The following is a 25,875-nucleotide window of genomic DNA, read 5'->3' as shown; positions in this document are numbered from 1 at the left end:
CGGGGCAGGGTGTCGCGGTGGTTCAGCGCTTGGTGGTGCTGTTGAAGAGCGAGCGCGACCAGAGGTAGCCGACCAGGGTGATACCGGCGCACCAGGCCAGGGAGATCCAGCCGCTGTTGCCGATCGCCGAGCCGGTGAGCAGGCCGCGCAGGGTCTCGGTCATCGGCGTGAACGGCTGGTACTCGGCGAACCAGCGCAGGCCGGGCGCCATCGAACCGGCCGGCACGAACGCCGAGCCGAGGAACGGCAGGAACTGGATGAGCAGCGGCTTGTTGCTCGCGGACTCGACCGTCTTGGAGATCAGGCCGAGCGCCGCCGACAGCCAGGCCACGGCGAACGCGATGGCCGCGATCAGCCCGGCGACGGCCAGCCACTCCAGCGGGTTCGCGTCGGGGCGGAAGCCGAGCGCGAGGGCCACGCCCACCACCAGGACCAGGCTCACCACCGTGGTGATGACGGAGCCGATGACATGGCCCGTCATGAACGACGAGCGTGTGATGTTCATGGTGCGGAAGCGGTTGATGATGCCCTCGGTCATGTCCTGGCAGACCGCGATCGAGGTCGACATGGCCCCGGCGGCCACGCCCATGATGATGACGCCGGGCGTCAGATACTCCAGATAGGCGTCCCGGCCGCCGTCGCCCGGCAGACCGGCGCCGATCGAGTCCCCGAAGGCGTACACGAAGAGCAGCAGCATCAGGATGGGCATCATGGCCGGGCCGAGCGAGACGGCCGGGTAGCGCAGCGCGTGCTTGATGTTGCGCCGCAGCATCGTCATCGAGTCGTGCACGGCGTACGTGAGGGTGCTCATCGCAGGGTCTCCTTGACGTGGAGCGGGGTGGCGTCGGTGCCGTCGCCGGTCAGGGCGAGGAACACGTCGTCGAGGTCGGGGGTGTGCACGGAGAAGTCGGCGGCCCGTACTCCGGCCGCGTCCAGTCGGTCGAACAGGGCGCGCAGTGCCTCCATGCCGGCGTCGCTCGCCACCCGCAGGGAGAGGTTCTCGTCGTCGCGGGCGGCGCCGGGGAAGGCGGCGGCCGCGCGCTCGAACTCGTCGACGGCGTCGAACCGCAGCCGTACATGGCTGCCGGGGATCTGTGCCTTGAGCTCGTCGGCGGTGCCCTCGGCGACGATCCGGCCGCCGTCGAGCACCGCGATCCGGTCCGCCAGCTGGTCGGCCTCCTCCAGGTACTGCGTGGTGAGGAAGACGGTGACGCCGCCCTCGACCAGCGAGCGCACCGTGTCCCACATCGTGCGGCGGCTGCGCGGGTCGAGCCCGGTCGTCGGCTCGTCCAGGAAGATCACCTTCGGGTCGCCGACCAGCGTCATCGCGAGGTCGAGACGGCGCCGCATACCGCCGGAGAAGGTCGCGGCACGGTTCTTGGCCACGTCGGCGATGCCGAACCGCTCCAGCAGCTCCCCGGCCCGCCTGCGCCCTTCGCGCTTGCCGAGGCGCAGCAGGTCGGCCATGAGGAGCAGGTTCTCCTCGGCGGTGAGCAGGTCGTCGAGCGCGGCGAACTGTCCGGTGACACCAATCGCGGCGCGCACCCCGTCCGGGGAGCCGGCGACGTCGTGGCCCGCGACCTGGGCCTGTCCGCCGTCGGCGGCGATGAGCGTGGACAGGATCTGCACGGTCGTCGTCTTCCCGGCGCCGTTCGGGCCGAGCAGCGCGAACACGGATCCGGCCGGGATGTGCAGGTCGATGCCGTCGAGGACGGTCTTGTCGCCGTACGACTTGCGCAGCCCGACGGTGGAGATGGCCGGGGCGCCGACGGCCTGATGAGTGGACGTGGGCATGACAGATGAAGGCATGGAGCCCTCCGGAGGTGAGGGAAGTGGAGTGAAGGAAGCGAGAGGTGAGAAGTGCCGTAAGTGGTACGGGAGTTGCCGGTGCTCAGGGCTTGGCGCGGCGGATGTCGATGTTGCCCCAGCGGGTGCGGGCGCGGACCTGCACGGTCTGCTCCGTCTCGGCCGGCGGCGCCGAGTCGGCGATCGTGTTGTGCACCTGCCCGCGCTCGGCGCTGACGTCGAGCCAGGCGGCGGTGCCCCGGCGGACGCCGATGTCGATGGCACCGTACGAGGTCTCCAACTGGACGGCGCCGGAGACCACTTCGGCGACGCGCAGGGCGCCGTGGGCGGTGGTGGCGGTGACCGCGGCCTCGGCGCACAGGATGTCGATGTCGCCGTAGGCGCCGCTCGCCCGCAGGTCGCCGACGACGGTGCCGACGGTCGTGCTGCCGTGCGAGTTCTTCAGGACGGCGGGCCCGTCGACCGTGCCGACGCGCAGACTGCCGGAGCTGGTGGTGATCTCGGCCGCGCCCTCGACCCGGTCGACGGAGATCGAGCCGTGGGAGACGGTCAGGTGTACCGGCCCGGTCTCGTCGAGCCGGACGTCGCCGCCCGAGCTCTTCACCCGGACCTTGCCGAGCCGGCCCTCGGCGGCCACCTGGGTCCAGGCGCCGGTGACGTCGACGTCGGAGCCGGCCGGCAGGTCGATCACGACGTCGACGGCGCCGGCGGGGCCGATGAAGCGGCGCTCCTTCGTCCTGACGGTCAGGACGCCGTTCGCGTACGAGACCTCGGTCTGCTCGGCGGCCCGCACGTCCTTGTCCCGCTTGGTGCTCGCGGGCCGTACCTCGACGGCGGTGTCGCCGCGCCCGCTCGCGGTGAGCCGGAGGGAGCCGGCGCCGACGTGTGCGGTGACCGTGATCGGTTCGGGAGTGTCGAAAGAAGGCATGGCTGTACCGTCCTCATGACTCGTCGGGACGTCCCCGCAGGTGGGACGTGGTGTGGGTGGCCCGGTTCGGGCGTGGGTGCGGGTGTGGCCGGAGCCTGTCTAGCGCACCCAGCCCGTGAAGCTCTGTCCTGTGGTGGCGGCCTTCTGGGGTGTACGGGGCTGCGCGCCGCCGTCGACCGCGGCCGACACGGCTCGTACCAGCCACGCGTTGACCGAAAGGCCCTCACGGTTCGCGGCGTCCTCGGCGCGGGCCTTGAGATGGGCGGGCAGGCGCAGGTTGACGCGGGCGGTGCCGCCCTCGTCGCCGTCGGCGGGCGCCGGGGCCGGGGCCTTGAGCGGCTCGGCGGGCCCGCTCCTGTCCTCGTACGCCCCCTCGCCCGTCGGCCGTGTCACCACGAAGTCGGGGTCGAGCCCACGCAGTCGTACGTCGACCGATCCGGGGGCGAGTTCACGGGTGATCTCGTCCATCGCGGCGGAGAGCACGTTGAGCATCGTCAGACGGGTCGCCGACTCCAGCGGAGCGGTGAGCCGCTCGGCCAGCTCACGGGCTTCTTCGCCGCCGGCTTCGGCGGCCACCGCGAGTTCGCGGCGAAGGTTGTCGACATACGGCGTGAGGTCCATGACGCCATAGTGGCACCAGAGTGGCGCCACTCGCAAGCCCGAAAGGGAAGCAACTGCGGGGCACTCGCGCATTGATGGCTCTGACCTGCGAAAATATGCCGACACCAGATTGCGTCAATGCGGTGCCACGCAGATTCCCGGCTTCTCCGACACCTCCGATGGCACCACGTGGCGCCATGTGGTGCCACCTGACACCACCTGACACCACCTGATGCCGCCTGGCATCACCAGGGTTTGTCGACGGACGCCCCCGGACACGAAACGGGGCCCGGTCGCAGGACCGGGCCCCCCTCGCTTTCCCCCAACGCCGAGACTTCCCGATCCCCCCAGATCCCTCCCCGGAAGCACCCGACGCCAGATATGACCCGGCGAACCACCGGACGGTTGTACGCCTTGACGATCTCTTTGCCTTGCGGGCAAAGAGCCTTGTCAGCAGGCGTGTTCGGCGTACCGGGAGGCGACCTCGGCAAGGACTTCGGCGCCGTCCCTGGCCCAGAGCGCCTCGTTGAAGATCTCCACCTCGACCGGGCCGTCGAAGCCGGTGGCCTCGACCAGCGAGCGGAACGCCCGGAAGTCCACGGCCCCGTCGCCGAGTTGGCCGCGGCCCACCAGAACTCCCGCCGGGAGCGGGGTGATCCAGTCGGCCAGCTGGAAGGAGTGGATCCGGCCACCCGCACCGGCACGGGCGATCTGCGCGGCCGCTTGGTCGTCCCACCAGATGTGGTACGTGTCGACGACGACACCGACCTGGTCGGCCGGGAAGCGCTCCGCGATGTCCAGCGCCTGGGAGAGCGTGGAGACGACGCAGCGGTCCGAGGCGAACATCGGGTGCAGCGGCTCGATGGCCAGACGTACGCCGCGTTCGGCCGCGTACGGGGCCAGTTCACCCAGGGCGTCCGCAACGCGTTCACGGGCGCCGTGCAGGTCCTTGCTGCCCTCGGGGAGGCCGCCGGAGACCAGGACCAGGGTGTCGGTGGACAGGGCCGCCGCCTCGTCGAGCGCGGCGCGGTTGTCGTCCAGGGCGCGGGCCCGTTCCGCCGGGTCCAGGGCGGTGAAGAAGCCGCCGCGGCACAGGCTGGTGACGGTCAGGCCGGAGTCGGCGAGGAGCCGGGCGGTGCGCTCGATGCCGTACGACTGGACGGGGGCCCGCCACAGGCCGACCTTGTCGATGCCCGCCTTGACGCAGCCCTCGGCCAGTTCGGGCAGCGACCACTGCTTGATGGTCTCCTGGTTGATGGAGAGACGGCCGTCGCTCATCGGGTGCCTCCGTTGCCGCCGTTGACCGTGAGCAGGGCGCGCATCCGGGATTCGGCCAGCTCCGGGTCGGGGAACAGGCCCAGCCGGTCCGCGAGTTCGTACGCCTTCGCCAGGTGCGGCAGCGAGCGGGCGGACTGGAGACCGCCGACCATCGTGAAGTGGTCCTGGTGGCCGGCCAGCCAGGCGAGGAGGACCACGCCCGTCTTGTAGAAGCGGGTGGGCGCCTGGAAGAGGTGCCGGGACAGCTCGACCGTGGGGTCGAGGAGGTCGCGGAAGCCCTGGGTGTCGCCCGTGTCCAGGACCCGTACCGCGTGGGCGGCCAGCGGGCCCAGCGGGTCGAAGATGCCGAGCAGGGCGTGGCTGAAGCCCCGGTCGTCGCCCGCGATCAGCTCGGGGTAGTTGAAGTCGTCGCCGGTGTAGCAGCGCACCCCGCTGGGCAGGCGGCGGCGGACGTCGATCTCGCGCTCCGCGTCGAGCAGGGAGATCTTGATGCCGTCGACCTTGTCCGGGTGTTCCGCGATGACCTTCAGGAACGTGTCGGTGGCGGCGTCGAGGTCCGAGGAGCCCCAGTAGCCGTCCAGCGCGGGGTCGAACATCGGGCCCAGCCAGTGCAGGACGACCGGCTCCGATGCCTGGCGCAGCAGGTGCGCGTACGTCTCCAGGTAGTCCTCGGGGCCGTTCGCCGCCGCGGCGAGCGCGCGGGAGGCCATCAGGATGGCCTGGGCGCCGCTCGCCTCGACGAGCGCGAGCTGCTCCTCGTACGCGGAGCGCACCTCGGCGAGGGTGGCGGGCCCGGCGGGCAGCTGGTCGGTGCCGACGCCGCAGGCGATGCGGCCGCCGACCGCCTTGGCCTCGGCGGCGGAGCGGCGGATCAGTTCGGAGGCGCCGGCCCAGTCCAGGCCCATGCCGCGCTGGGCGGTGTCCATCGCCTCGGCGACGCCCAGGCCGTGCGACCAGAGGTGGCGGCGGAAGGCGAGGGTGGCGTCCCAGTCGACGGCGGCGGGCGAGTCGGGGCTGATGTCGGCGTACGGGTCGGCGACGACATGGGCGGCGGAGAAGACCGTGCGCGAGGTGAGCGGGCCGGCGCCGGGGGCCAGGTCGAGCGGGGTGGTACGCGGTTCGTACGGGCCCTGCGGGAGGTGGATGGTCACTCAGATCAGCTCCGATGCGCCGTGCGCGTACGTGGGGTGGCTCGTCACAGCGACAGCTCCGGTACGTCGAGGCGGCGGCCCTCGGCGTGCGACTTCAGGCCCAGCTCGGCGAGCTGCACGCCGCGGGCACCGGCCATCAGGTCCCAGGTGTACGGCTCGTCCAGGACGATGTGGCGCAGGAAGAGCTCCCACTGGGCCTTGAAGCCGTTGTCGAAGACCGCGTTGTCGGGGACTTCCTGCCACTGGTCGCGGAAAGACTCGGTGACCGGGAGGTCGGGGTTCCAGACCGGCTTGGGAGTGGCCGAGCGGTGCTGGACGCGGCAGTTGCGCAGGCCCGCGACGGCGGAGCCGTGCGTTCCGTCGACCTGGAACTCGACGAGCTCGTCGCGGTTGACGCGGACGGTCCAGGAGGAGTTGATCTGGGCGACCGCGCCGCTCTCCAGCTGGAAGATGCCGTACGCGGAGTCGTCGGCGGTCGCGGCGTAGGGCTTGCCCTGCTCGTCCCAGCGCTGCGGGATGTGTGTCTGGACGTGGGCCTGGACGGTGGAGACCCGGCCGAACAGCTCGTGGAGCACGTACTCCCAGTGCGGGAACATGTCGACGACGATGCCGCCGCCGTCCTCCGCGCGGTAGTTCCAGGAGGGGCGCTGGGCCTCCTGCCAGTCGCCCTCGAAGACCCAGTAGCCGAACTCGCCGCGCACGGAGAGGATCTCGCCGAAGAAGCCGCCGTCGATGAGGCGCTTCAGCTTCAGCAGGCCCGGCAGGAAGATCTTGTCCTGGACGACGCCGTGCTTGATCCCGGCCTCGCGGGCCAGCCGGGCCAGCTCCAGGGCGCCCTCGACGTCCGTGGCGGTGGGCTTCTCGGTGTAGATGTGCTTGCCGGCGGCGATCGCCTTCTTGATCGCGTCCACCCGGGCCGAGGTGACCTGGGCGTCGAAGTAGATGTCGATGGTGTCGTCGGCGAGCACCGCGTCGAGGTCGGTCGACCACTCGGTCAGGCCGCGCTGCGCGGCGAGCTCCTCCAGCGCGTGGGCGCGGCGGCCCACCAGCACGGGCTCGGGCCACAGCACGTCCCCGTCTCCGAGGTCGAGGCCGCCCTGCTCGCGGATCGCGAGGATCGAGCGCACCAGGTGCTGCCGGTAGCCCATGCGACCCGTGACGCCGTTCATGGCGATGCGCACTGTCCTGCGTGTCACGAAACTTCCTCCATACAGCCGTAGCAAGCGCTTTCTATCCAGGATGACGCTAGCCTGCCGACAGCGGCCCGGACAAGAGGGCCCGGCCCGAAACCCTCGGAGGAAAGCGGATGACAGTCACCCTGGCGGATGTGGCGGCTCGCGCCCGGGTGTCGCCGGCCACCGTCTCCCGCGTGCTCAACGGCAACTACCCGGTGGCCGCGTCCACCCGCGAACGGGTCCTGCGCGCGGTGGACGACCTGGACTACGTGCTCAACGGACCGGCGAGTTCGCTCGCGGCGGCCACCTCGGACCTGGTCGGCATCCTGGTCAACGACATCGCGGACCCGTTCTTCGGGATCATGGCGGGCGCGGCGCAGACCGAGATCGGCGGGCCCGGGGACGGCTCCGGCCGGGCGGGCGGCGAGAAGCTGGCCGTCGTCTGCAACACCGGCGGCTCCCCCGAGCGCGAGCTCACCTATCTCACCCTGCTCCAGCGCCAGCGCGCCGCGGCCGTCGTCCTGACCGGCGGCGCGGTGGAGGACCCGGCGCACCAGGCCGCGGTCTCCGCCAAGCTGGCCAAGCTCGCGGACGCGGGCACCCGGGTGGTGCTGTGCGGGCGCCCCCCGCTGCCGGACGGCGGGGCGGTCGTGGCCGCGCTCGCCTTCGACAACCGGGGCGGCGGCCGGCGCCTCACCGAACACCTGCTCTCCCTCGGCCACCGGCGCATCGGCTACGTCGCGGGCCCGCCGGAGCGGACGACGACCCGCCACCGGTTGGAGGGCCACCGCGAGGCGATGCGGGCGGCGGGGCTCGCCGGCGGCGGTACGGACTCGCCCGAGGAGGACCGCCTCACCGTCCACGGCCCCTACGACCGCCGCTCCGGCTACGACGCCACCCTCGAACTCCTGCGCCGCGAACCGGAGGTGACGGCGATCGTCGCCGCCAACGACACGGTGGCGCTGGGCGCGTGCGCGGCGGTCCGGGACCAGGGGCTGCGCATCCCCGAGGACATCTCGGTGGCGGGCTTCGACGACCTGCCGTTCTCGGTGGACGCGGTCCCGGCGCTGACGACCGTACGGCTGCCGCTCTTCGAGGCGGGCGCACGGGCGGGCCGCCTCGCGATGGGCAAGGAGACACCGCCGCCCGGGGGCATCGCGACGATCGCGGCGGAGCTGATGGTGCGGGGGTCGACGGCGCCGCCGCGCGCGTGAGCCGCGCGATATCACGTAAATCCGACATTCGGGAGGACCGCATGACGGCCACGACCATGACCGCGACGAGCGCCTGGGACGTGCTGGACGGCGTCCGTCTACCCCGCGGCTACCGCGTCGAGATCACGGACGGGAAGATCACCATGACGCCGCGGGGTGAGGACCAGTGGAAGGTCGTCCTCGAAGCCGCCCCGCAGATCGATCAGCAGCTCGCCGGACACGGCGTCATCCTGTCGGACGTGATGATCGACTTCCCGTCCAGCCTGTACGGCTACGCACCCGATCTGGCCATCATCGCCCCGGGTTCGGAGCGCAACAGCCGCGGCCGGTTCGAGTGGCACAGCCTGGAGGCGGTCCTGGAGGTCGTGTCCAAGAGCACCCAGGACAACGACTTCAGCAAGAAGTTCCGGATGTACGCCGAGTGCGGCATCCCCGTGTACGTGATCATCGACCCGTCGACGGGCTCCTGCACGGTGTACCGGCACCCGACCCGTACCGGCACCTACAGCGACCAGGACGAGGTGCCGTTCGGGCAGGACCTCGTTCTCCCGCTCGAAGGCCGGGACATCGTCGTCAACACGGACGGATTCCCCGTCGCCGACGACACCTCCCGCTGATTCTTCCCCGGAACGGGGCAGTCGGCCCCCGGCCCCCGGATGCGCCGGCCGCACTCGGGTCCGTACGGTGCGGTGGCACGCACCGACGGAAGGACACGCACGTGAAGCTCGCTTTCTCGACCCTCGGAGTGCCGGGGATGCCGGTCGCCGATGTCGTCCGGCTGGCCGCCGGGCACGGCTATCAGGGGGTGGAGCTGCGCGCCCACCCCGAGGAGCCGGTGCACCCCGGCCTCTCGGCGGACGAACGGGCCGCCGTCGTCCGGGAGTTCAAGGAGGGCGGCGTCGAGATCCTGACCGTCGCCGGGTACGTCAGGGCCGCCGCCGAGGGCGACGACGCGCCGGTGCTGGACGAGCTGGCCGGGCTGGTGGACCTGGCGCACGACCTGGGTGCGCAGAACGTCCGGGTCTTCCCGGGCGGCGGCGGCCAGGACCCCGCCACGGCCGACGCGACCGCCGCCCGGCGACTGGCCGCAGCCGCCGAGCACGCCGCCGACCAGGGCGTACGCATCCTGCTGGAGACCCATGACTCGCACCGGGGCGGCGCCGATGTCGCCCGGGTCGTCGGGACGGTCGGGCACCGGCAGGTGGGCGCGCTGTGGGACATCATGCACACCTGGCTGGCCGGCGAGGAGCCGGCCGCGAGCCATGCGGTGCTGGCCCCGCACCTGGGCTACGTACAGGTGAAGGACATCGCGTCGGCGGAGGACATCGAGCCGTTGACGCTGGGGGCGGGGGTACTGCCGCTGGGTGCCTGCCTGGACACGCTGGACCCGGACAGCTGGGTCTGCTGGGAGTACGAGAAGCGCTGGCACCCGGCCGCGGCGGAGCTGCCGGGGCTGCTGGACGCCGGGCGGGAGCACCTGCTGCGGCTGGGCGCGGGCGGGCGGTAGACAGCACGCGGGCCGGGGGCGCGGCGCTCGGCCGGCTCAGGCGGCCCGCGCCACCTCCGGCTCCGGATCCGGCTCCGGGGCCTTCGAGGTCTCCGGGGCCCCGGAGCGCGGCCGTCGCGCCCCCGCCAGCGACGTCAGCGCCACCCCGCCGACCAGCAGCGCCGCCGCGCACCACCGCAGCGGGCTCACCGACTCGCCCAGCAGCAGCGCGGCGGAGGACATCCCGAAGACCGGGACGAGCAGGGTGAACGGGGCCACCGAGGAGGCCGGGTGGTGGCGGAGCAGGAAGCCCCAGGCGCCGAAGCCGAAGACGGTGGTGATCCAGGCGACGTAGACGATGATCCCGGCGCCGCTCCAGTCCAGCCCGGCCAGCGCCGCCCTGTCGCGGTCCCAGCCCTCGAAGAGGAGGGAGAGGCCGAGCAGCGGGAGCACGGGCACGGTCGAGACCCAGACCATGAAGTTGAGCGAGTCGGGCGGGGCGGCCTTGCGGGTCAGCACGTTGGACACGCCCCAGCAGGCCGCCGCAGCGATCACCAGGACGAAGGCGAGCACGGGCCCGCCCGCCCCTTCGTCGACGGCGGCGACCCCGATGCCGGCGAGCGCCACCCCCATCCCCAGCACCCGTATCCTTCCCGGGCGTTCACCGAGTGCGACGGCGGCGAAGAGGGCGGTGAAGACCGCCTGGACCTGGAGCACCAGGGAGGACAGACCGGCGGGCATCCCGCGGTCCATGCCGATGAAGAGCAGGCCGAACTTCGCCACCCCGAGGACCAGCCCGACGCCCACGATCCACTTCCAGGCGACCTTGGGCCGGCCGACGAGGAAGACTGCGGGCAGCGCGGCGACCAGGAAGCGCAGGGCCGAGAAGAGCAGCGGCGGGAAGTGCCCGAGGCCGAGCTCGATGACGACGAAATTGACACCCCAGACGGCTGCCACCAGGGCGGCCAGGGCGATGTGGAGGGGACGCATGCACCGAGGATCACCTGCACCGACCATGTAGCACCAGCGCGGATTTCTTCATGGTGAAATTGAGTATCGCTAACGATTCACGCGTGAATCGCCAAGGTTCGGGAGGTTGTGGTGCTCGATCTGGCCCGGCTGCGCGCCCTGCACGCCGTCTTCGTCCACGGCTCCGTCGCGGGTGCCGCCACCGCGCTCGGCTACACCCCGTCGGCGGTCTCGCAGCAGATCACCAAGCTGGAGCGGGAGACCCGCACCACGCTGCTGGAACGGCGCGGTCGTGGTGTCGCGCTGACCGAGGAGGCGCTCCATCTGGCCGAGACGGCCCAGCAGTTGCTGGCGATCGTGGAGCGCGCCGAGACGACGCTGGAGGAGCGCAGGGGACTGCCGACCGGGCGGCTGTCGATCGGTGCGTTCGCCTCCGCGGCGCGCGGACTGCTGCCCGGAGTACTGGCCGGGCTGGACCGGGAGCACCCGGCGCTGGAGGTGCGGCTGACCGAGGTCGATCCGCATCTCTCGGTCGACCTGGTGGCCAAGGGCGTGATCGATCTGGCGGTGGCGCACGACTGGGACATCGCCCCGCTGCCCGCCCCCGAGGGCGTGGCGCAGGCGGTGATCGGCGACGACCGCTGCGATCTGCTGGTGCCCGAGGGGCATCGCCTGGCCGGGCGGGAGGCGGTGCGGCGCGAGGAGCTGGCGAAGGAGCGGTGGATCTGCCAGCCGCCGGGGACGGTCTGCCACGACTGGCTCGTACGGACGTTGCGGGCGGCGGGCTGCGAGCCGGACATCCGGCACCAGGCGGAGGAGAACCACACCCAGCTGGCCCTGCTCGCCGCCGGCCTCGGGGTCGCGATGATCCCGCGCCTGGGGCGCGGGCAGCTGCCGCCGGGGGTGGTGGCGGTGCCGCTCGATCCCGTGCCGGTGCGACGGCTGTACGCGCTGTGGCGTACGGAGGCGGCCCGGCGGCCCGCGATCACGGCGGCGGTCTCCGCGCTGCGGGCGCACGGCGCCGCGGTGGGGCTGGGGCAGGGCTGAGGACGGGGCCGGGGCAGGGTCGCGGAGGCAGGCCGCGGGCGGGTGCCGGGACGATCTCTGCCACGCCGGAGACGCCCAAAACGGTCCGGACCCTTGACCGGAAGTTATTTTCTGGATATCCGTGCTCCTTGGAAGTTTCTTTCACCACTCTCACCACCTCTCGTCCCCGAGTACGGCCGAAGGAGCTCACGTGCACCACCGCACCTCCAGACGCACCCTCCTCACCGCCACCGCCGCGACGGCCGTAGCCGCCGTCACGGGCGCGGGCATCGCCCCCGGCGCGCTCGCCGCCCAGCGGTCCGCGAGCAGCGGACAGCACGATTCAGCCGCCACCACCAAGCGCCTCAAGCGGATCATCTCCGGGATGTCCCTGGAGGAGAAGGTCGGGCAGCTCTTCGTGATGCGGGTGTACGGGCATTCCGCCACCGACCCCGACCAGGCCGACATCGACGCCAACATGGCCGAGATCGGGGTCCGCACCGCCGCCGAGATGATCGGCAAGTACCACGTCGGCGGGATCATCTACTTCGCCTGGGCCCACAACACCCGCGACCCGCACCAGATCGCCGAACTCTCCAACGGCATCCAGCGCGCCGGTCTGGCCGGCCCCACCCCCCTGCCGCTCCTCGTCTCCACCGACCAGGAGCACGGCATCGTCTGCCGGGTCGGCGAGCCCGCCACCCTGATGCCGGGCGCGATGGCGCTGGGCGCGGGCGGTTCGCGCTCCGACGCCCGCAGGGCCGGGCAGATCGCGGGCGCCGAACTGGCCGCGATCGGCATCAACCAGAACTACGCCCCGGACGCCGACGTCAACGTCAACCCGGCCAACCCGGTGATCGGCGTACGCTCCTTCGGCTCCGACCCGCAGTCCGTGGCCGCCATGGTCGCCGCGCAGGTGAAGGGGTATCAGAGCAGCGGGATCGCCTCGACGGCCAAGCACTTCCCGGGCCACGGCGACACCAGCACCGACAGCCACACCGGACTGCCCGTCATCACCCACACCCGGGAGCAGTGGGCGGAGCTGGACGAGCCGCCGTTCCGGGCCGCGATCGCCGCCGGCATCGACTCGATCATGACCGCGCACATCGTGGTCCCGGCCCTGGACCCGGCCGAGGACCCGGCGACGCTCTCCCACCCGATCCTCACCGGCATCCTGCGCGAGGAGCTGGGCTACGACGGTGTCGTGGTGACCGACTCGCTCGGCATGGAGGGGGTGCGGACGAAGTACGGCGACGACCGTGTGCCGGTCCTCGCCCTCAAGGCCGGCGTCGACCAGCTGCTCAACCCGCCGAGCCTGGACGTCTCCTGGAACGCCGTCCTGGAGGCCGTGAAGAGCGGTGAGATCAGCGAGGCCCGGATTGATGAATCGATCCTGCGCATCCTGCGGCTGAAGACGAAGCTCGGGCTGTTCGACAACCCGTTCGTCAGCCGCGCGGGGGTGGACCGCACCGTCGGCACCCGGGCGCACCTCGCCGCCGCCGACCGGATCGCCGAGCGCACCACCACGCTGCTCGCCAACGACGGCGCGGTACTGCCGCTCTCCCGCCGCTCCCACAAGAACCTGCTCGTGGTCGGCGCCGATCCCGCTTCCCCGTCCGGCACCACCGGACCGCCGACCACCACCCTGGCCACGGCGTTCGGCGAACTGGGTCACACGGCGACCGCGCTGTCCACCGGCACCGCCCCCACGTCGGCGAAGATCGCCGAGGCGGTGGCCGCCGCTCAGGGCAAGGACGCGGTGGTCGTGGCGACGTACAACGTCTCGGCGACCAGCTCGCAGCGCACCCTGGTGAGCGCACTGGCGGCGACCGGCGTCCCGGTGATCACGGTGGCCATCCGCAATCCGTACGACATCGCCCGGCTGGCCGGGACCGGGTTCGCGGCGAACCTGGCCACGTACTCCTGGACCGATGTCGAACTGCGGGCCGCCGCCCGGGTGATCGCGGGCCGCGCCGAACCGCAGGGCACCCTGCCGGTCCCGGTGCAGCGCGCGGACGACCCGTCGAAGGTGCTGCACCCGGTCGGTTTCGGGCTGACGTACTAGCCGGAAAGCACGGAGCACCGAGCACGACGGAGGGGCTGTGCGGCACGCGCACAGCCCCTCCCCAGCTCACGGAACCGGCTCACGGAGCCGGCTCACGGAACCTGCTCGCGGACCCTGCTCGCGGAACGGCTACCGCCGCAGCCGGCGCTCGTTCCTCACGTCCTGCCGGTCGAGCCGCGTGTCGAACTTCGCGAGCGGCTTCGCCTTCGCCGGGTCGTCCCGCACCGCGGCCGGGGCGACGCCCGCCCAGCGCAGGATCGCCGCGGTGGCCTTCGCGTTGTCGTCCGCGGCGAGCCCGGCCACGTTGGCACCGTGGTTGCCGCCGGGCACGGTCATGACATAGCTGTCGTGCGAGCGGGCGCCGGGCCGGAAGCGCTCCGCGCCCCACGGGTCGTTCTCCCCGTACACGTACAGCATCCGGTCGGCGTGGTTCTTCACCCACGTGTCGACGTCGCGCATCACCGACGGCTGGAACTTCATCGGGATGGAGCGCGGCACGTAGTTGCGCGGCGGCTGGTACCCGTACCGGCTCAGATCGCCGAGCCACGGCTGCTCGATGTCGGGCGAACCGAGCTGGGTACCCGCCTGGTAGTAGTACGGGGTGTACCGCTCCAGGCCCTGGTCCGTGTAGGCGGAGAAGCCGGAGATCGCGTCCACCGAGTCCCAGATCTCCTGGTCGGTGGCCGAGGCCGCGTCGGCCGGAATGGTGTCGCAGTCGGACACCAGGCTGTACTGCCAGTACGCCCAGACGTAGTCCATGACGACGGCCTCGTACGCCTTGTCGAGCGAGCCGGTGGTGTCGAAGGTGTAGCCGTTCGTGGCGGCGTACTCCTGGTACTTCTTCTCCAGCGGCTCGCGGCGGACCAGGGCCTCGCGCTGGACGCCGTTCAGCCGGTCGCGGCACTCCTTGGTGCCGACGTTCTCGAAGAACCGGTCGTAGGCCGAATCCTCCTTGTTCACCACGTCGTTGGGTGCGACGTACGCGACGACGCCGTCCATGTCCCGGGGGTAGAAGCGCTCGAAGTAGGTGGCCGTCATGCCGCCCTTGGAGCCGCCGGTGGCCAGCCAGTTCTTGGTGTAGATCGCCTTCAGCGCGGTGAAGACGCGGTGCTGGTCGCTGGCGGCCTGCCAGATGTCGAGCTTGGACCAGTCGGCGGGCGCCGGGCGGGACGGGGTGAAGAAACGGTACTCCAGCGAGACCTGGTTGCCGTCGACGATCCGGGTCGGCTCGGAGCGGCTGGGGTTGGTGGAGACGTTGTATCCGCCGGTGTAGAAGACCGTCGGGCGGGACGTGTCCTTGTGCAGCAGGGTGATGCGCTGTTGGAAGGTGCCCTTGGACGGGTCCCGGTGGTCGACCGGCTGGGTGTAGTTGAGGACGAAGTAGCGGTAGCCCGCGTAGGGCTTCTCCTCGATGAGGCTCATCCCCGCAATGGCCAGGATGCGGTCCTTGATGTCCGTGCCGGTGCCGTTGTCCGCGGCGGTGCCGGTCCGGATCCCTGCCGGTTCCGCGGCGGTGGCCGCCCCGGCCGAGGCGCCCGTCGCGCCCACCGTGCCGATCAGCACCGCGAGCGACAGGAACCCTCTGAACGCCTTGCGCATACGCCCTCCCAGGAGTCACAACTTTCGCCGTGAACCTAGCGGGGCAACTCCCGTGCCGCCAGACCTGTTCGGCACCCGGAATCCGTGGGTCCGGGCTGGTGAGCGGGGAGTTCAGCAGAGAATCCAGCCCGTGGAGCCCGACTTCCCCGAGATGGTGGCCGAGGCCCTGACGCACCGGTTCAGCGCATGGACCGTCACCGGACCGGCCTGTTTGGTGTACCGGCCCCGGTCGACGACGGGGCTGCCGCCGCGCGCCTGGAGCGTGACGGACATGGTGCGGCGCGGTCCCGGCTTCTTGGCGACGGCTATCGCGCAGGCGTAGGAACGGTTCTTGTAGACGCGCAGCTCCCCGGTCTTGAACGCGACCGTCTTCGCGGGACGTCCGGCACAGACCGACGCGGCGTCGGCGCGGCCGGCCGAGGGACCGCCGAGCACCAGGCCGAGGGCGGCCGCCAACGGCAGGGCGATCGAGCGCACCAGCATCCGGCGGCCGCCCCGGGGACCGTTCCGGCCTCCCGCTCCCCCTCCACCACCACCCTCATCGGACAATGCGACCATTCCGGACCTACGCGCCCCTCTGATCACCAGTAACTCCATCGCCAGTCGAACACTTACGCCCCTGCGCGGCGCATACGCATACATGCGTACGACGCAGGAGGCCATCCGGAGGTTGCGTACGGCGTGCTCCCGCCCCCGGGCAACCGAATCGCCACAGCATGACTCCAACAGGACAGAGCCACACGAAAGGCAGGTACTGCCCATGCTTCAGCTCCGCGACACCCAGGGCCTCCGCAGCCGGCGCCTGATCGGCCGGACGCTGCTCGCCTCCGCTCTTCTCACCGCCGTCGCCGCGGTCCCGGCAGCGGCGGCGGCCCCGGCGGCCGCCACGCCGGTACGCAGCGACCTCGGATCCTCCGCCTACCAGCAGGTCGCCCACTTCTACGGCGCCTACATCGATGCCGTCTCCGCCTCCACCGAGGACGACGGACGGCTCGCCACCGCCCTGCGGACCTTCTATCTGACCCCTCGGCTGCGCTCCGAGCTGAACACCTGGGAACAGCGCAACCACGCGGACGGGGTGCTCCGGGCCCAGAACACCCCGCTCGCCTTCCGGGTCACCGCGGGCGACAGCGCCGCCGGTCACACCTGGTCGACGGTGCGGCTCACCTGGAGCGGCGGCAAGCACCCCACGTACTCGTACCTGACCGTCCGCTCGGACCTGCGGACCGGAAAGATCTCCGGCATCGGCGACTGACCCGGCGCACGGGCCGGCGGACGGGCCCGGCCCTCGCACCTGCGACTGGCCCGGCGGACGGGCCCGGCCCTCACACCTGCGCGGGCTCGTCCTCCCCGATGAACGTGCGCCACAGCACGGCGTAGTGCCCGTCCCTGGCCAGGAGTTCGTCGTGCGTGCCGTCCTCGACGACCCGGCCGTGGTCCATCACCACGACCCGGTCGGCGCGGGCGGCCGTGGTCAGCCGGTGGGCGACGACCAGGGTCGTGCGGCGGCCGGTGAGCCGGTCGGTCGCCTGGTTGACCAGGGCCTCGCTGGCCAGGTCGAGCGAGGCGGTCGCCTCGTCGAGCAGCAGGACGTCCGGGTCGACGAGCTCGGCGCGGGCCAGCGCGATCAGCTGGCGCTGGCCGGCCGAGAGGTTGCGGCCCCGCTCGGCGACCTCGTGCAGATAGCCGCCGTCCAGGGTGGCGATCATGTCGTGGGCGCCGACCGCCCGCGCCGCCGCCTCCACCTCGGCGTCGGTGGCCTCGGGCCGCCCGTAGGCGATGGCGTCGCGGACCGTACCGGCGAAGAGGTACGCCTCCTGCGGTACGACGCCGAGCCGGTGCCGGTACGCGGTGAGGTCGAGGCGGCGCAGATCGGTGCCGTCGGCGGTGACCCGGCCGCCCGTGGGGTCGTAGAACCGGGCGACGAGCTTGACCAGGGTGGACTTGCCCGCGCCGGTCTCGCCGACGAACGCGACCGTCTGGCCGGCCGGTATCCGCAGGTCGACCCCGGCGAGGGCCTCCTCGGCGCCGTCGCCGGAGCCGTACGCGAAGGACACGTCCTCGAAGGCGATCTCGCCGCGCAGCGACAGCACGTCCAGCGGTTCGTCCGCGGCGTCGGTGGAGGTCGGCTCGCGCAGCAGCTCCTGGATGCGGCCGAGGGAGACGGTGGCCTGCTGGTAACCGTCGAAGACCTGGGACAGCTGCTGGACCGGGGCGAAGAACAGATCGATGTAGAGCAGGTACGCGACCAGCGCACCGGTGGTGAGCGTGCCGTTGTCGACCCGGCCCGCGCCGACGATCAGGACGGCGGCCGCGGCCACCGACGACAGCAGCTGCACGAACGGGAAGTAGACCGATATCAGCCACTGGCCCCGGACCCGGGCCTCGCGGTAGTGGTCGCTGCGCTCCGCGAACCGCCGGGTGCCGTCGTGCTCGCGGCCGAACGCCTGCACGATCCGCAGACCGGAGACGGACTCCTGGAGGTCGGCGTTGACGACGCTGATGCGCTCACGGGCCAGCTCGTACGCCTTGACGCTCTTGCGGCGGAAGAAGAACGTGCCGACGACCAGCAACGGAAGCGTCGCGAAGACCACGAGGGCCAGCTGCACGTCCAGGACCAGCAGCGCGACCATGATGCCGAAGAAGGTGACGACGGAGACGAAGGCGGTGACCAGACCGGTCTGCAGGAACGTCGACAGCGCGTCCACGTCCGTCGTCATCCGGGTCATGATGCGGCCGGTCAGCTCGCGCTCGTAGTAGTCCAGGCCGAGCCGCTGGAGCTGCGCGAAGATCTTCAGCCGGAGTGAGTACAGCACCCGTTCGCCGGTGCGGCCCGTCATCCGGGTCTCGCCGATCTGGGCGGCCCACTGCACGAGGACGACCACCAGGGCCAGCGCGGACGCCGCCCAGACCGCGCCGAGCGCCAGCTGCGAGACGCCCTGGTCGATGCCGTGCCGGATCAGCACCGGCAGCAGCAGACCGGCGCCCGCGTCGACCGCGACCAGCACCAGACTCACCAGCAGCGGCAGCCCGAAGCCGCGCAGCAGCCTGCGCAGCCCGTAGGAGTCCTCGGCACGGACGGCCCGTGCCTCGTCGATGTCGGGGGTGTCGGTGGCGGGCGGCAGCGCCTCGACCTGGGCGAGCAGCTCGGGGGTGGCGGGCATGCCGGCCGCGCCGGTGTCGCGCGGCTCCTCCTTGCGGACCCACAGGTGGGGGCTGATGCCGCGCTCGGCGTCGAACTCGGCGTCCAGCTCCTCCTGGAGCGCGCGCTCGTCCTCGGGGGTCGTGTCGGGGGCGGGGGTCAGCCGCTGGTGTCCGGGCGAGGTGCCGCCCAGCTCGTCGGGGTCGGTGAGCAGTCGCCGGTAGAGCGGGGAACGGCGCTCCAGCTCTTCGTGGGTGCCGATGTCGGCGAGCCGGCCGTTCTCCAGGACGGCGATCCGGTCGGCGAGACCGAGGGTGGAGCGGCGGTGGGCGATCAGCAGGGTGGTCCGCCCGGCCATGACCTGGCGCAGCGCCTCGTGGATCTCGTGCTCGACGCGGGCGTCGACGGCGGAGGTGGCGTCGTCGAGGAGGAGCAGCCGGGGGTCGGCGAGGATGGCGCGGGCGAGCGCGACGCGCTGGCGCTGGCCGCCGGAGAGGGTGAGCCCGTGCTCGCCGACCTTGGTGTCGTAGCCCTCGGGCAGCTCCGCGATGAACCGGTCGGCCTGGGCGGCGCGGGCCGCCTCCTCGATCTGTTCCTGGGTGGCGTCGGGAAATCCGTAGGCGATGTTGGCGCGGACGGTGTCGGAGAACAGGAAGCTGTCCTCCGGTACGAGGCCGATGGCGGCCCGCAGGGACCGCTGGGTCAGTTCGCGGACGTCGTGGCCGCCGACCAGGACGGCACCGTGCGTCACGTCGTAGAAGCGGGGCAGCAGCAGCGAGACGGTGGACTTCCCGCTGCCGGACGCGCCGACGACGGCGACGGTCTCGCCGGGCTCGATGGTCAGCGAGAACCCGTCGAGGACGGGGCGCTCGGCGTCGTAGCCGAACCGTACGTCGTCGAACTCGACGCTGGCGGGGGCGTCGGCCGGGAGGTCCTTGGTGCCGTCCTTCATGGTCGGCTCGGTGTCGATCAGTTCCAGTACGCGTTCGACGCCGGCCCTGGCCTGCTGTCCGACGGTGAGGACCATGGCGAGCATCCGGACCGGTCCGACGAGCTGGGCGAGATAGGTGGAGAACGCGACGAACGTACCGAGGGTGATCTCGCCCCGGGTGGCGAGCCAGCCGCCGAGGGCCAGCATCGCGACCTGGCCGAGCGCGGGGACGGCCTGGAGGGCGGGGGTGTAACGGGAGTTCAGCCGGATCGTCCGCAGCCGCCCGGCGAAGAGCCTGCGCCCCACCTCGCGCAGCTTGCCGGTCTCCTGCTCCTCCTGCCCGAACCCCTTGACGACCCGGACCCCGGAGACGGACCCGTCGACCACTCCGGCGACGGCGGCGGCCTGCCCCTGGGCGTACCAGGTGGCGGGGAAGAGCCGGGTGCGGGAGCGGCGGGCGATGAACCAGAGGGCGGGGGCCACGGCGATCGCGACCAGGGTGAGCAGCGGCGAGAGCCACGCCATGATCACCAGGGAGATGAGGAAGAGCAGCACGTTCCCGATGGTCATCGGGAGCATGAACAGGAGTCCCTGGATCAGCTGGAGGTCGCTGGTGGCGCGCCCGACGACCTGGCCGGTGGACAGCTCGTCCTGCCGCTTCCCGTCGAGACGGGTGATCGTCCCGTACATCTCGGTACGCAGGTCGTGCTGCACGTCGAGCGCGAGCCGGCCGCCGTAGTAGCGGCGGATGTAGGTGGCTATGTACACGAGCCCGGCGGCGGCTATGAGGAGCCCGGTCCAGACGGCGAGGGACCGGGTGTGGCCGACCACGACGTCGTCGATGATCACCTTGGTGATCAGCGGGACGAGGGCCATCACCGCCATGCCCGCGAGCGACGAGCCGAGCGCCAGCAGCACATTGCGCCGGTAGCGCCACGCGTACCCGCACAGCCGCCGGGCCCATCCCGGGGCCCGCGCCGCGCCCTGTCCGTCCCCTGCGTCCGTCACCGGTGCCTCCCCGTTCGACCTGCTCTACCGGAAGGCACCAACGCGGTGGGCAGCGGATTTCATCCCGCCGTTACAAAGGGGGGGCCGAGGACGGGGCCATCGGCGTAGGGCGGGTGCGACGGACGGCGTAGGACCGGCCCGCGACCGACTGCGTCAACCAGGCGTGCCCCGCCCACTCGTCCTGCTGACTCCACTGGCGTCTCAAGGTGATATATGCTGCTCTGTATATACGTTTCCTTGCATGGATGATCTTTACACCGTCGAGATCGAGCCGGAGGTCCGTCTGTGGCTGACCAACCTCCCCGCGGCCGACTACGAACGCGCGGAGCACGCCGTCGGCCGGCTCGCGCGGAGCGCGACCACGCTGGGCGAGCCGCACTCGCGGCACCTGGGCGACGGTGTGCGGGAGCTGCGGTTCGATCTGGGGCGCAGCCGCGAAGCCGTACGGATCTCGTACTGGCTCGCGCCCGGACGCCGCATCGTGCTGCTGACCGTCTTCCGCAAGACGCAGCAGCGCGAGAATGCCGAGGTCGTCCGTGCCAGACGGGCGAAGGCCGTCTGCGAAGCGGAACACAAGCCGGCACATGACGTGTTCACCCGCGACGTCTAGGAAGGAAGAGCACGTGGTCAGTCACGCAGAGTGGAAGCTCGCCCGGGACCGGAAGGTCGCAGAGAGCATCTCGGAGGGGGAGGACAGCACCGAGAGCGCCGAGCGCGTGCGGCGGCGCCAGGAGCTCGACCTGGCCTGGGATCTCGGACAAGCGGTCTACGACCGTCGCACCGAGCTCGGCATCGCGCAGACGGAACTGGCAAGGCGGGCCAGAATGACCCAGCCGCAGGTCTCCAAGCTGGAACTCGGCGGCACCATGCCCACGGTTCCGCTGCTCGTCCGCCTGGCACGGGCCATGGACTCCACGTTCAGCATGGAGCTGGACGGCGACACGATGCGGGTGGCGTTCACCGCGCACGCGGGTACCGGGGCCTCGGAGTCGGGCGCCGAGGCGGACGGCGAGCCGGGCGCAGGGCCGGACGGCGGGGCGGGCCCGGCAGCTGCCGAAGCCCGCGCCGCCCACGGCTGAGCGGGGTCACAGCTGAGCGCGGGGCCTCGGTGCGGGTCGGGGCCGCAGGGGACGGCCCCGACCCGCCGGTGCCGGTCCCTACGGCCGCGGCGTCGCGGTGAGCATCCGTACGGCCGGAGCCTCCGGTACCGCGGGCACCGCTTCCTGCGGGGCGGCGGGCGGGGCGATGGTGGAGGTGGTCTTCGCGGCGACGGCCGGGTTGAGGTCCTTGTGGACGGCGCGGGCGACGGCCTGGATGGTGTTGATGCCGTCGTTCATCGTCTTGTTGTCCTGGGTGAGCACGGTGATCGCGTAGTCGTGCCCCTTGCCGGTGAACGCGCCGATGCTGTGCACTCGCCAGCCGTGGGTGGCGCGCGGCAGCCAGCCGTTCTTGACCTGCACGGTCACCCCGGACGGCGCCCCGGCGGGCGTGCCCCAGCGCTGCGAGGAGACGACCTTGCGCATCAGGCCCAGCTCGTAGGCGCGCGCGTTGTCGCTCAGCACGGAGTTCTTGGCGGTCAGCAGGTTCAGCAGCCGCAGCTCGTCCTGGGCGGTGATCTGGGTCAGCCCCCAGTAGCCGCCGGAGCCGGGCACGGTGTGCGTCATCCCGGCGGCCTTGAGGAACGCCTTGACCTTGGTCACCCCGAGCTGCTTCCACAGGCTGGTGGTCGCGTTGTTGTCGGACTTGGTGATCATGGCGGTGGCGAGGTTGATCTCGCGCTGGGTGAGGTAGCGGTTGTGCTTCTTGTTGTCCCAGAGCAGCGTCGCCAGCACGGTCGCCTTCACGACGCTGGCGGAGTCGTACTTCGTCGTCGCCCGCAGGGTGCAGTTGGTCTTGGTCGTGCGGTCGTAGAGCGCCACGGCCGTCGTCGACTTGCGGCCCTTGAGCGCGGCGGTGATGTCCTTCGACAGCTTCGCGGCGAGCCCGGCCTTGCCGGACGTGCAGCTCACCGTCGGCGTCGCCGCCGCGGCGGGCGCCGCGCCGAGCGCCACGGGTGCGAGCACGCCCGCGGCGAGCGTGACGGAGAGCGCGGCCTTGGCGCGACGGGATATGCAGGGCTGTTCTTTCATGCGGCTGGTCCCCCATGAGTGGATCGGTACGGTGCGCCCCCGGCGCACCCGTGAGTAACGACTCACGGGGGGCCGGAAAGTTGCGCATTCGGGGCTGTGTGGTTCGTCGCCCGTCGCGTGGGTATCGGTCACCGGGTGCGACCCGGCACCTTGATCGAATCGGGGGAAAACCTTGACGAGCGCTCAGCCGGTCCGGCACGCCGAGGCGTACCGCTGCGGCCGGCTCTTCGCGGTGGTCGCGGCCCTGCAGCGGCTCGCGCAGAACGAACACCATGCGCTGGGACAGCCTGGAGCCGCGGAGAAGGCCGCCGCTCGGCCGGAACCCGTTCTGCGAGAGCCCCTGCGGGAGATCGTCCAGTACCTGGTGCAGGCCCGGATCCGTGGCCAGGGAGCGGCGGCCGACCCGGTCTTCCGGTCGCTGACCGACTTCCTGCCACCGGCGAGGGCCGTGCCCACCAGCCTCCATCCCGACGAGCGCCCGGACTTCCACCGGGGCCGGGAGGAGCAGGCGGCGCTCATCGCGAAGGAGCACCCGCCCCGCAGGTGAGCCCCGCCCCGCGGACGGGCCCGCCCGCGCCCCGGTCGAGGCCGGGTACGCGGACGGGCGGCGGGCCGGTGCCTACAGGTGCGTCGGCTCGAACATCCTCAGCAGGGCCGGGAGCACGACCACCGAGGGACCGGGCGCCGCGAGGGACGCGGCCAGGTCGGCGGTGAGCGATTCCGGGGTGGTGCGGACCGCCGGGACGCCGAAGGACTCGGCGAGGGCGACGAAGTCGGGGCGGCTGAGCTCCGTCGCCGTGGCCTCGCCGAAGGCGCCCGTCATGTATTCGCGCAGGATGCCGTAGCCGCCGTCGTCGACGATCAGCCAGGTGACCGGGAGGTCGTACTGGCGGGCCGTGGCCAGCTCCGCGATGGAGTACATCGCGCCGCCGTCGCCGGAGACCGCGAGGACCGGCCGCGTACGGTCGGCCGCCGCCGCGCCGAGGGCGGCCGGGAAGCCGTAGCCCAGGCCGCCTGCGCCCTGCGCCGAGTGCATCGTGTTCGGGTGACGGGCGTCGAAGGCGGACCAGGCCCAGTAGGCGAGGATCGTCATGTCCCAGAAGCTGGGCGACGCGTCGGGCAGCGCCCCGCGGACGGAGGCGATCAGCCGCTGCTCCAGGGTGAGTTCCTGGGCGGCGATCCTGTCCCGTACCGCTTCGAGGACGGTACGGACCCGCTCCGGCGCCGACGGGTCCTCACGGCGTTCGACCGCTTCGAGGAGGTCGGACAGCGCCTCGCGGGCGTCGGCGTGGATGCCGAGCGCGGGGTGGTTGGACTCCAGCTTCCCGGCGTCCGCCTCGATCTGGATCACCCGGCCGCGCGGGGCGAACGTGTGGTAGTTCGAGGAGAGTTCACCGAGTCCGGAGCCGATGACCAGCAGGACGTCGGCGGACTCCAGGAAGTCCGTGGTGTAGCGGTCCTCCAGCCAGGACTGGAGCGAGAGCGGGTGCTCCCACGGGAAGGCACCCTTGCCGCCGAAGGTGGTGACGACGGGTGCGTCGAGCTTCTCCGCGAGCGCCAGCAGCTTGCCGGACGCGTCGGACCGTACGACTCCGCCGCCCGCGATGATCGCCGGCCGCTCGGCCTTCGACAGCAGGTCGGCGGCCACGGCGGTCAGTTCGGGACGGGCGTACAGCTCGCGCGGGGCGGCGTCCATCGCCGAGACGACCGGCACGGTGGTCTCGGCCAGGAGCACGTCCTGCGGGATCTCGATCCAGACCGGGCCGTGCGGGGCGGTCAGCGCGGACTCCCAGGCGGCGGCGATCGCCGACGGGATCTGGGAGGCGGTGCGGACGGTGTGGACGGACTTCACGACGTCGCGGAACGACGCCTTCTGGTCGCGCAGTTCGTGGAGATAGCCGTGGCGTCCGCCGCCAAGTCCCGCCACCGGGATCTGGCTGGAGATGGCCAGCACGGGCGCGGAGGCGGCCGCCGCCTCCTGGAGCGCGGCGAGGGAGGTGAGAGCCCCCGGCCCGGTGGAGAGCAGCAGCGGCGCCACTTCCCCGGTGATCCGGCCGTACGCGTCGGCGGCGAAGCCCGCGTTGTTCTCGACGCGCAGCCCGATGTACGTCAGACAGGAGCGGCGCAGCGCGTCGAACATGCCCAGCGCGTGCTGGCCGGGCAGGCCGAAGACGGTGGTCGCGCCGAGGCCCTGGAGGGTCTCGACGACGAGGTCGCCGCCGTTGCGCCCGGCCGGGGGGTTCAGGGCGGCCGCGGTCTGCTCGGGGGTGAGCCGCGGCCGCTCGTCGTGGTGGTCGTGGCTCACTTCGTGCGGGCCTCTGCGATCTGGCGGGACATGATCGTGGTCAGCTCGTACGCGGTGTGGGAGGCGGCGACGGAGGTGATCTCGGCGTGGTCGTACGCGGGGGCGACCTCGACCAGGTCGGCGGAGACCAGGTTGCAGGAGGACAGTCCGCGGACGATCTCCAGGAGCTCGCGGGAGGTCAGGCCGCCGGCCTCGGGGGTGCCGGTGCCGGGGGCGTGCGCCGGGTCCAGCACGTCGATGTCGATGGAGATGTACAGCGGCCGGTCGCCGATGCGCTGGCGCAGCTGGTCGGCGACCTCGTCGACGCCGCGCCGCATGACGTCGGCGGAGGTGACGATGCCGAAGCCCATCTTCGCGTCGTCGTCCAGGTCCTGCTTGCCGTAGAGCGGGCCGCGGGTGCCGACGTGGGAGAGCGCGGAGGTGTCGAGGATGCCTTCCTCGACGGCGCGGCGGAACGGGGTGCCGTGGGTGTACTCGGCGCCGAAGTAGGTGTCCCAGGTGTCGAGGTGCGCGTCGAAGTGGAGCAGGGCGACCGGGCCGTGCTTCTTGGCGACGGAGCGCAGCAGCGGCAGCGCGATGGTGTGGTCGCCGCCGAGCGTCATCATGCGGGCGCCGGTGCCGAGGAGGTCGTCGGCGGCGGCCTCGATGGTCTCGACGGCCTCGTTGATGTTGAACGGGTTCGCGGCGATGTCACCGGCGTCGGCGACCTGGGCGAGCGCGAACGGCGAGGCGTCCTGCGCCGGGTTGTACGGGCGCAGCAGGCGCGAGGCCTCACGGATCGCGTTGCCGCCGAAGCGGGCGCCGGGCCGGTAGGAGACACCGGTGTCGAAGGGCACGCCGACGACGGCGACATCGGCGGTGCCGACCTCGTCGAGCCGGGGCAGCCGGGCGAAGGTCGCGGGTCCGGCGTACCGCGGGACGCGGGAGGAGTCGACGGGGCCGCGCGGCGTTTCGTTGCTGCTCATGTGAAGTGCCTTCCTTCGGGTTGCGTGCGTTGTTCGGTGTGCGGGGCGGGGCTGGGATGGGCGGGAGGGGCGGCCAGTGGCCACCCCTCCCGGGGGCG

General features: G+C 71.9%; 23 protein-coding genes. 9 read left to right on the top strand and 14 right to left on the bottom strand.

The annotated features are described in order from the left end of the window. Positions 1–22: 22 nt before the first annotated feature. The 7 genes from ACFYY1_RS01310 to ACFYY1_RS01280 form a co-directional block, all read right to left on the bottom strand. Positions 23–811, bottom strand: coding sequence for an ABC transporter permease (locus ACFYY1_RS01310; RefSeq protein WP_388579259.1), 789 nt, complete (start codon positions 809–811; stop codon positions 23–25). Next, positions 808–1,809: an ATP-binding cassette domain-containing protein gene (locus ACFYY1_RS01305; protein WP_388579257.1), complete on the bottom strand. Its 1,002-nt coding sequence runs from the start codon at positions 1,807–1,809 to the stop codon at positions 808–810. The genes ACFYY1_RS01310 and ACFYY1_RS01305 overlap by 4 nt, the downstream gene beginning before the upstream one ends. A gap of 82 nt (positions 1,810–1,891) precedes the next feature. After that, a complete protein-coding gene (locus ACFYY1_RS01300; protein WP_388579254.1) occupies positions 1,892–2,734 on the bottom strand; it encodes a DUF4097 domain-containing protein in 843 nt (280 codons plus the stop codon). Between the two features lie 99 nt (positions 2,735–2,833). Continuing rightward, a complete protein-coding gene (locus tag ACFYY1_RS01295; protein WP_388579252.1) occupies positions 2,834–3,355 on the bottom strand; it encodes a hypothetical protein in 522 nt (173 codons plus the stop codon). A gap of 429 nt (positions 3,356–3,784) precedes the next feature. After that, positions 3,785–4,612 (bottom strand): sugar phosphate isomerase/epimerase family protein, encoded by an 828-nt coding sequence (locus ACFYY1_RS01290; protein ID WP_388579250.1) that lies wholly within the window; start codon positions 4,610–4,612, stop codon positions 3,785–3,787. Next, positions 4,609–5,763: a dihydrodipicolinate synthase family protein gene (locus tag ACFYY1_RS01285; RefSeq protein ID WP_388579247.1), complete on the bottom strand. Its 1,155-nt coding sequence runs from the start codon at positions 5,761–5,763 to the stop codon at positions 4,609–4,611. The genes ACFYY1_RS01290 and ACFYY1_RS01285 overlap by 4 nt, the downstream gene beginning before the upstream one ends. 44 nt (positions 5,764–5,807) lie before the next feature. Beyond that, positions 5,808–6,959 (bottom strand): Gfo/Idh/MocA family protein, encoded by a 1,152-nt coding sequence (locus tag ACFYY1_RS01280; RefSeq protein ID WP_388579244.1) that lies wholly within the window; start codon positions 6,957–6,959, stop codon positions 5,808–5,810. Positions 6,960–7,069: 110 nt separating this feature from the next. Here ACFYY1_RS01280 and ACFYY1_RS01275 point away from each other — a divergent pair, with 110 nt between their 5' ends. From ACFYY1_RS01275 to ACFYY1_RS01265, 3 genes are all read left to right on the top strand, one after another. Further along, positions 7,070–8,152: a LacI family DNA-binding transcriptional regulator gene (locus ACFYY1_RS01275; RefSeq protein ID WP_388579241.1), complete on the top strand. Its 1,083-nt coding sequence runs from the start codon at positions 7,070–7,072 to the stop codon at positions 8,150–8,152. Between the two features lie 41 nt (positions 8,153–8,193). Beyond that, the gene (locus tag ACFYY1_RS01270) at positions 8,194–8,769 is read left to right on the top strand and encodes a Uma2 family endonuclease (protein WP_388579238.1); all 576 of its coding nucleotides are present in this window, start codon (positions 8,194–8,196) and stop codon (positions 8,767–8,769) included. Positions 8,770–8,870: 101 nt separating this feature from the next. Continuing rightward, positions 8,871–9,659, top strand: coding sequence for a sugar phosphate isomerase/epimerase family protein (locus ACFYY1_RS01265; RefSeq protein WP_388579236.1), 789 nt, complete (start codon positions 8,871–8,873; stop codon positions 9,657–9,659). Between the two features lie 36 nt (positions 9,660–9,695). Here the strand turns inward: ACFYY1_RS01265 and ACFYY1_RS01260 are convergent, their stop codons facing one another. Then, positions 9,696–10,628, bottom strand: a complete 933-nt coding sequence (locus ACFYY1_RS01260) for an EamA family transporter (protein ID WP_388579233.1) — start codon at positions 10,626–10,628, stop codon at positions 9,696–9,698. Between the two features lie 111 nt (positions 10,629–10,739). Between ACFYY1_RS01260 and ACFYY1_RS01255 the strand changes: the two genes are divergently transcribed. Both ACFYY1_RS01255 and ACFYY1_RS01250 read left to right on the top strand, forming a co-directional pair. After that, a complete protein-coding gene (locus ACFYY1_RS01255; RefSeq protein WP_388581408.1) occupies positions 10,740–11,654 on the top strand; it encodes a LysR family transcriptional regulator in 915 nt (304 codons plus the stop codon). A gap of 190 nt (positions 11,655–11,844) precedes the next feature. Further along, positions 11,845–13,698, top strand: coding sequence for a glycoside hydrolase family 3 protein (locus ACFYY1_RS01250; RefSeq protein ID WP_388579230.1), 1,854 nt, complete (start codon positions 11,845–11,847; stop codon positions 13,696–13,698). Positions 13,699–13,827: 129 nt separating this feature from the next. On the opposite strand, the gene ACFYY1_RS01245 is transcribed toward ACFYY1_RS01250, so the two are convergent. Both ACFYY1_RS01245 and ACFYY1_RS01240 read right to left on the bottom strand, forming a co-directional pair. Further along, complete coding sequence (locus ACFYY1_RS01245; RefSeq protein WP_388579227.1) at positions 13,828–15,297, bottom strand: S28 family serine protease; 1,470 nt, start codon at positions 15,295–15,297, stop codon at positions 13,828–13,830. A gap of 111 nt (positions 15,298–15,408) precedes the next feature. Further along, a complete protein-coding gene (locus ACFYY1_RS01240; RefSeq protein WP_388579224.1) occupies positions 15,409–15,780 on the bottom strand; it encodes a hypothetical protein in 372 nt (123 codons plus the stop codon). 277 nt (positions 15,781–16,057) lie between these two features. Here ACFYY1_RS01240 and ACFYY1_RS01235 point away from each other — a divergent pair, with 277 nt between their 5' ends. Continuing rightward, complete coding sequence (locus tag ACFYY1_RS01235) at positions 16,058–16,552, top strand: hypothetical protein (protein ID WP_388579221.1); 495 nt, start codon at positions 16,058–16,060, stop codon at positions 16,550–16,552. Between the two features lie 70 nt (positions 16,553–16,622). Here the strand turns inward: ACFYY1_RS01235 and ACFYY1_RS01230 are convergent, their stop codons facing one another. Beyond that, positions 16,623–20,378 (bottom strand): ABC transporter ATP-binding protein, encoded by a 3,756-nt coding sequence (locus ACFYY1_RS01230; protein WP_388579218.1) that lies wholly within the window; start codon positions 20,376–20,378, stop codon positions 16,623–16,625. Positions 20,379–20,619: 241 nt separating this feature from the next. Here ACFYY1_RS01230 and ACFYY1_RS01225 point away from each other — a divergent pair, with 241 nt between their 5' ends. Then, positions 20,620–20,988 carry a type II toxin-antitoxin system RelE/ParE family toxin gene (locus ACFYY1_RS01225; RefSeq protein ID WP_388579216.1) on the top strand — a complete coding sequence of 123 codons (369 nt, stop codon included), beginning with the start codon at positions 20,620–20,622 and terminating at the stop codon, positions 20,986–20,988. A 13-nt stretch (positions 20,989–21,001) separates the two neighbouring features. Further along, positions 21,002–21,457, top strand: a complete 456-nt coding sequence (locus ACFYY1_RS01220; RefSeq protein WP_388579213.1) for a helix-turn-helix domain-containing protein — start codon at positions 21,002–21,004, stop codon at positions 21,455–21,457. Positions 21,458–21,535: 78 nt separating this feature from the next. Here ACFYY1_RS01220 and ACFYY1_RS01215 read toward each other — a convergent pair whose 3' ends face one another. Continuing rightward, positions 21,536–22,507: a serine hydrolase gene (locus ACFYY1_RS01215; RefSeq protein WP_388579210.1), complete on the bottom strand. Its 972-nt coding sequence runs from the start codon at positions 22,505–22,507 to the stop codon at positions 21,536–21,538. 172 nt (positions 22,508–22,679) lie between these two features. Here ACFYY1_RS01215 and ACFYY1_RS01210 point away from each other — a divergent pair, with 172 nt between their 5' ends. After that, positions 22,680–23,054, top strand: a complete 375-nt coding sequence (locus ACFYY1_RS01210; protein WP_388579208.1) for a hypothetical protein — start codon at positions 22,680–22,682, stop codon at positions 23,052–23,054. 72 nt (positions 23,055–23,126) lie between these two features. Here the strand turns inward: ACFYY1_RS01210 and ACFYY1_RS01205 are convergent, their stop codons facing one another. Beyond that, complete coding sequence (locus ACFYY1_RS01205) at positions 23,127–24,812, bottom strand: thiamine pyrophosphate-binding protein (protein ID WP_388579205.1); 1,686 nt, start codon at positions 24,810–24,812, stop codon at positions 23,127–23,129. Then, the gene (gene speB, locus ACFYY1_RS01200; RefSeq protein WP_124717598.1) at positions 24,809–25,777 is read right to left on the bottom strand and encodes an agmatinase; all 969 of its coding nucleotides are present in this window, start codon (positions 25,775–25,777) and stop codon (positions 24,809–24,811) included. Before speB ends, ACFYY1_RS01205 begins: the two co-directional genes overlap by 4 nt. Positions 25,778–25,875 lie beyond the last annotated feature (98 nt).

The organism is Streptomyces sp. NPDC001890, from assembly GCF_042891445.1.
Classification (GTDB): Bacteria; Actinomycetota; Actinomycetes; order Streptomycetales; family Streptomycetaceae; genus Streptomyces.
This window is presented reverse-complemented; position numbering and strand designations above follow the sequence as displayed.

Coding starts and splice junctions, on each gene's coding strand:
- ACFYY1_RS01310 (WP_388579259.1), bottom strand. CDS start 811: ATGAGCACCCTCACGTACGCCGTGCACGACTCGATGACGATGCTGCGG.
- ACFYY1_RS01305 (WP_388579257.1), bottom strand. CDS start 1,809: ATGCCTTCATCTGTCATGCCCACGTCCACTCATCAGGCCGTCGGCGCC.
- ACFYY1_RS01300 (WP_388579254.1), bottom strand. CDS start 2,734: ATGCCTTCTTTCGACACTCCCGAACCGATCACGGTCACCGCACACGTC.
- ACFYY1_RS01295 (WP_388579252.1), bottom strand. CDS start 3,355: ATGGACCTCACGCCGTATGTCGACAACCTTCGCCGCGAACTCGCGGTG.
- ACFYY1_RS01290 (WP_388579250.1), bottom strand. CDS start 4,612: ATGAGCGACGGCCGTCTCTCCATCAACCAGGAGACCATCAAGCAGTGG.
- ACFYY1_RS01275 (WP_388579241.1), top strand. CDS start 7,070: ATGACAGTCACCCTGGCGGATGTGGCGGCTCGCGCCCGGGTGTCGCCG.
- ACFYY1_RS01270 (WP_388579238.1), top strand. CDS start 8,194: ATGACGGCCACGACCATGACCGCGACGAGCGCCTGGGACGTGCTGGAC.
- ACFYY1_RS01260 (WP_388579233.1), bottom strand. CDS start 10,628: ATGCGTCCCCTCCACATCGCCCTGGCCGCCCTGGTGGCAGCCGTCTGG.
- ACFYY1_RS01245 (WP_388579227.1), bottom strand. CDS start 15,297: ATGCGCAAGGCGTTCAGAGGGTTCCTGTCGCTCGCGGTGCTGATCGGC.
- ACFYY1_RS01240 (WP_388579224.1), bottom strand. CDS start 15,780: ATGCTGGTGCGCTCGATCGCCCTGCCGTTGGCGGCCGCCCTCGGCCTG.
- ACFYY1_RS01235 (WP_388579221.1), top strand. CDS start 16,058: ATGCTTCAGCTCCGCGACACCCAGGGCCTCCGCAGCCGGCGCCTGATC.
- ACFYY1_RS01225 (WP_388579216.1), top strand. CDS start 20,620: ATGGATGATCTTTACACCGTCGAGATCGAGCCGGAGGTCCGTCTGTGG.
- ACFYY1_RS01215 (WP_388579210.1), bottom strand. CDS start 22,507: ATGAAAGAACAGCCCTGCATATCCCGTCGCGCCAAGGCCGCGCTCTCC.
- speB (WP_124717598.1), bottom strand. CDS start 25,777: ATGAGCAGCAACGAAACGCCGCGCGGCCCCGTCGACTCCTCCCGCGTC.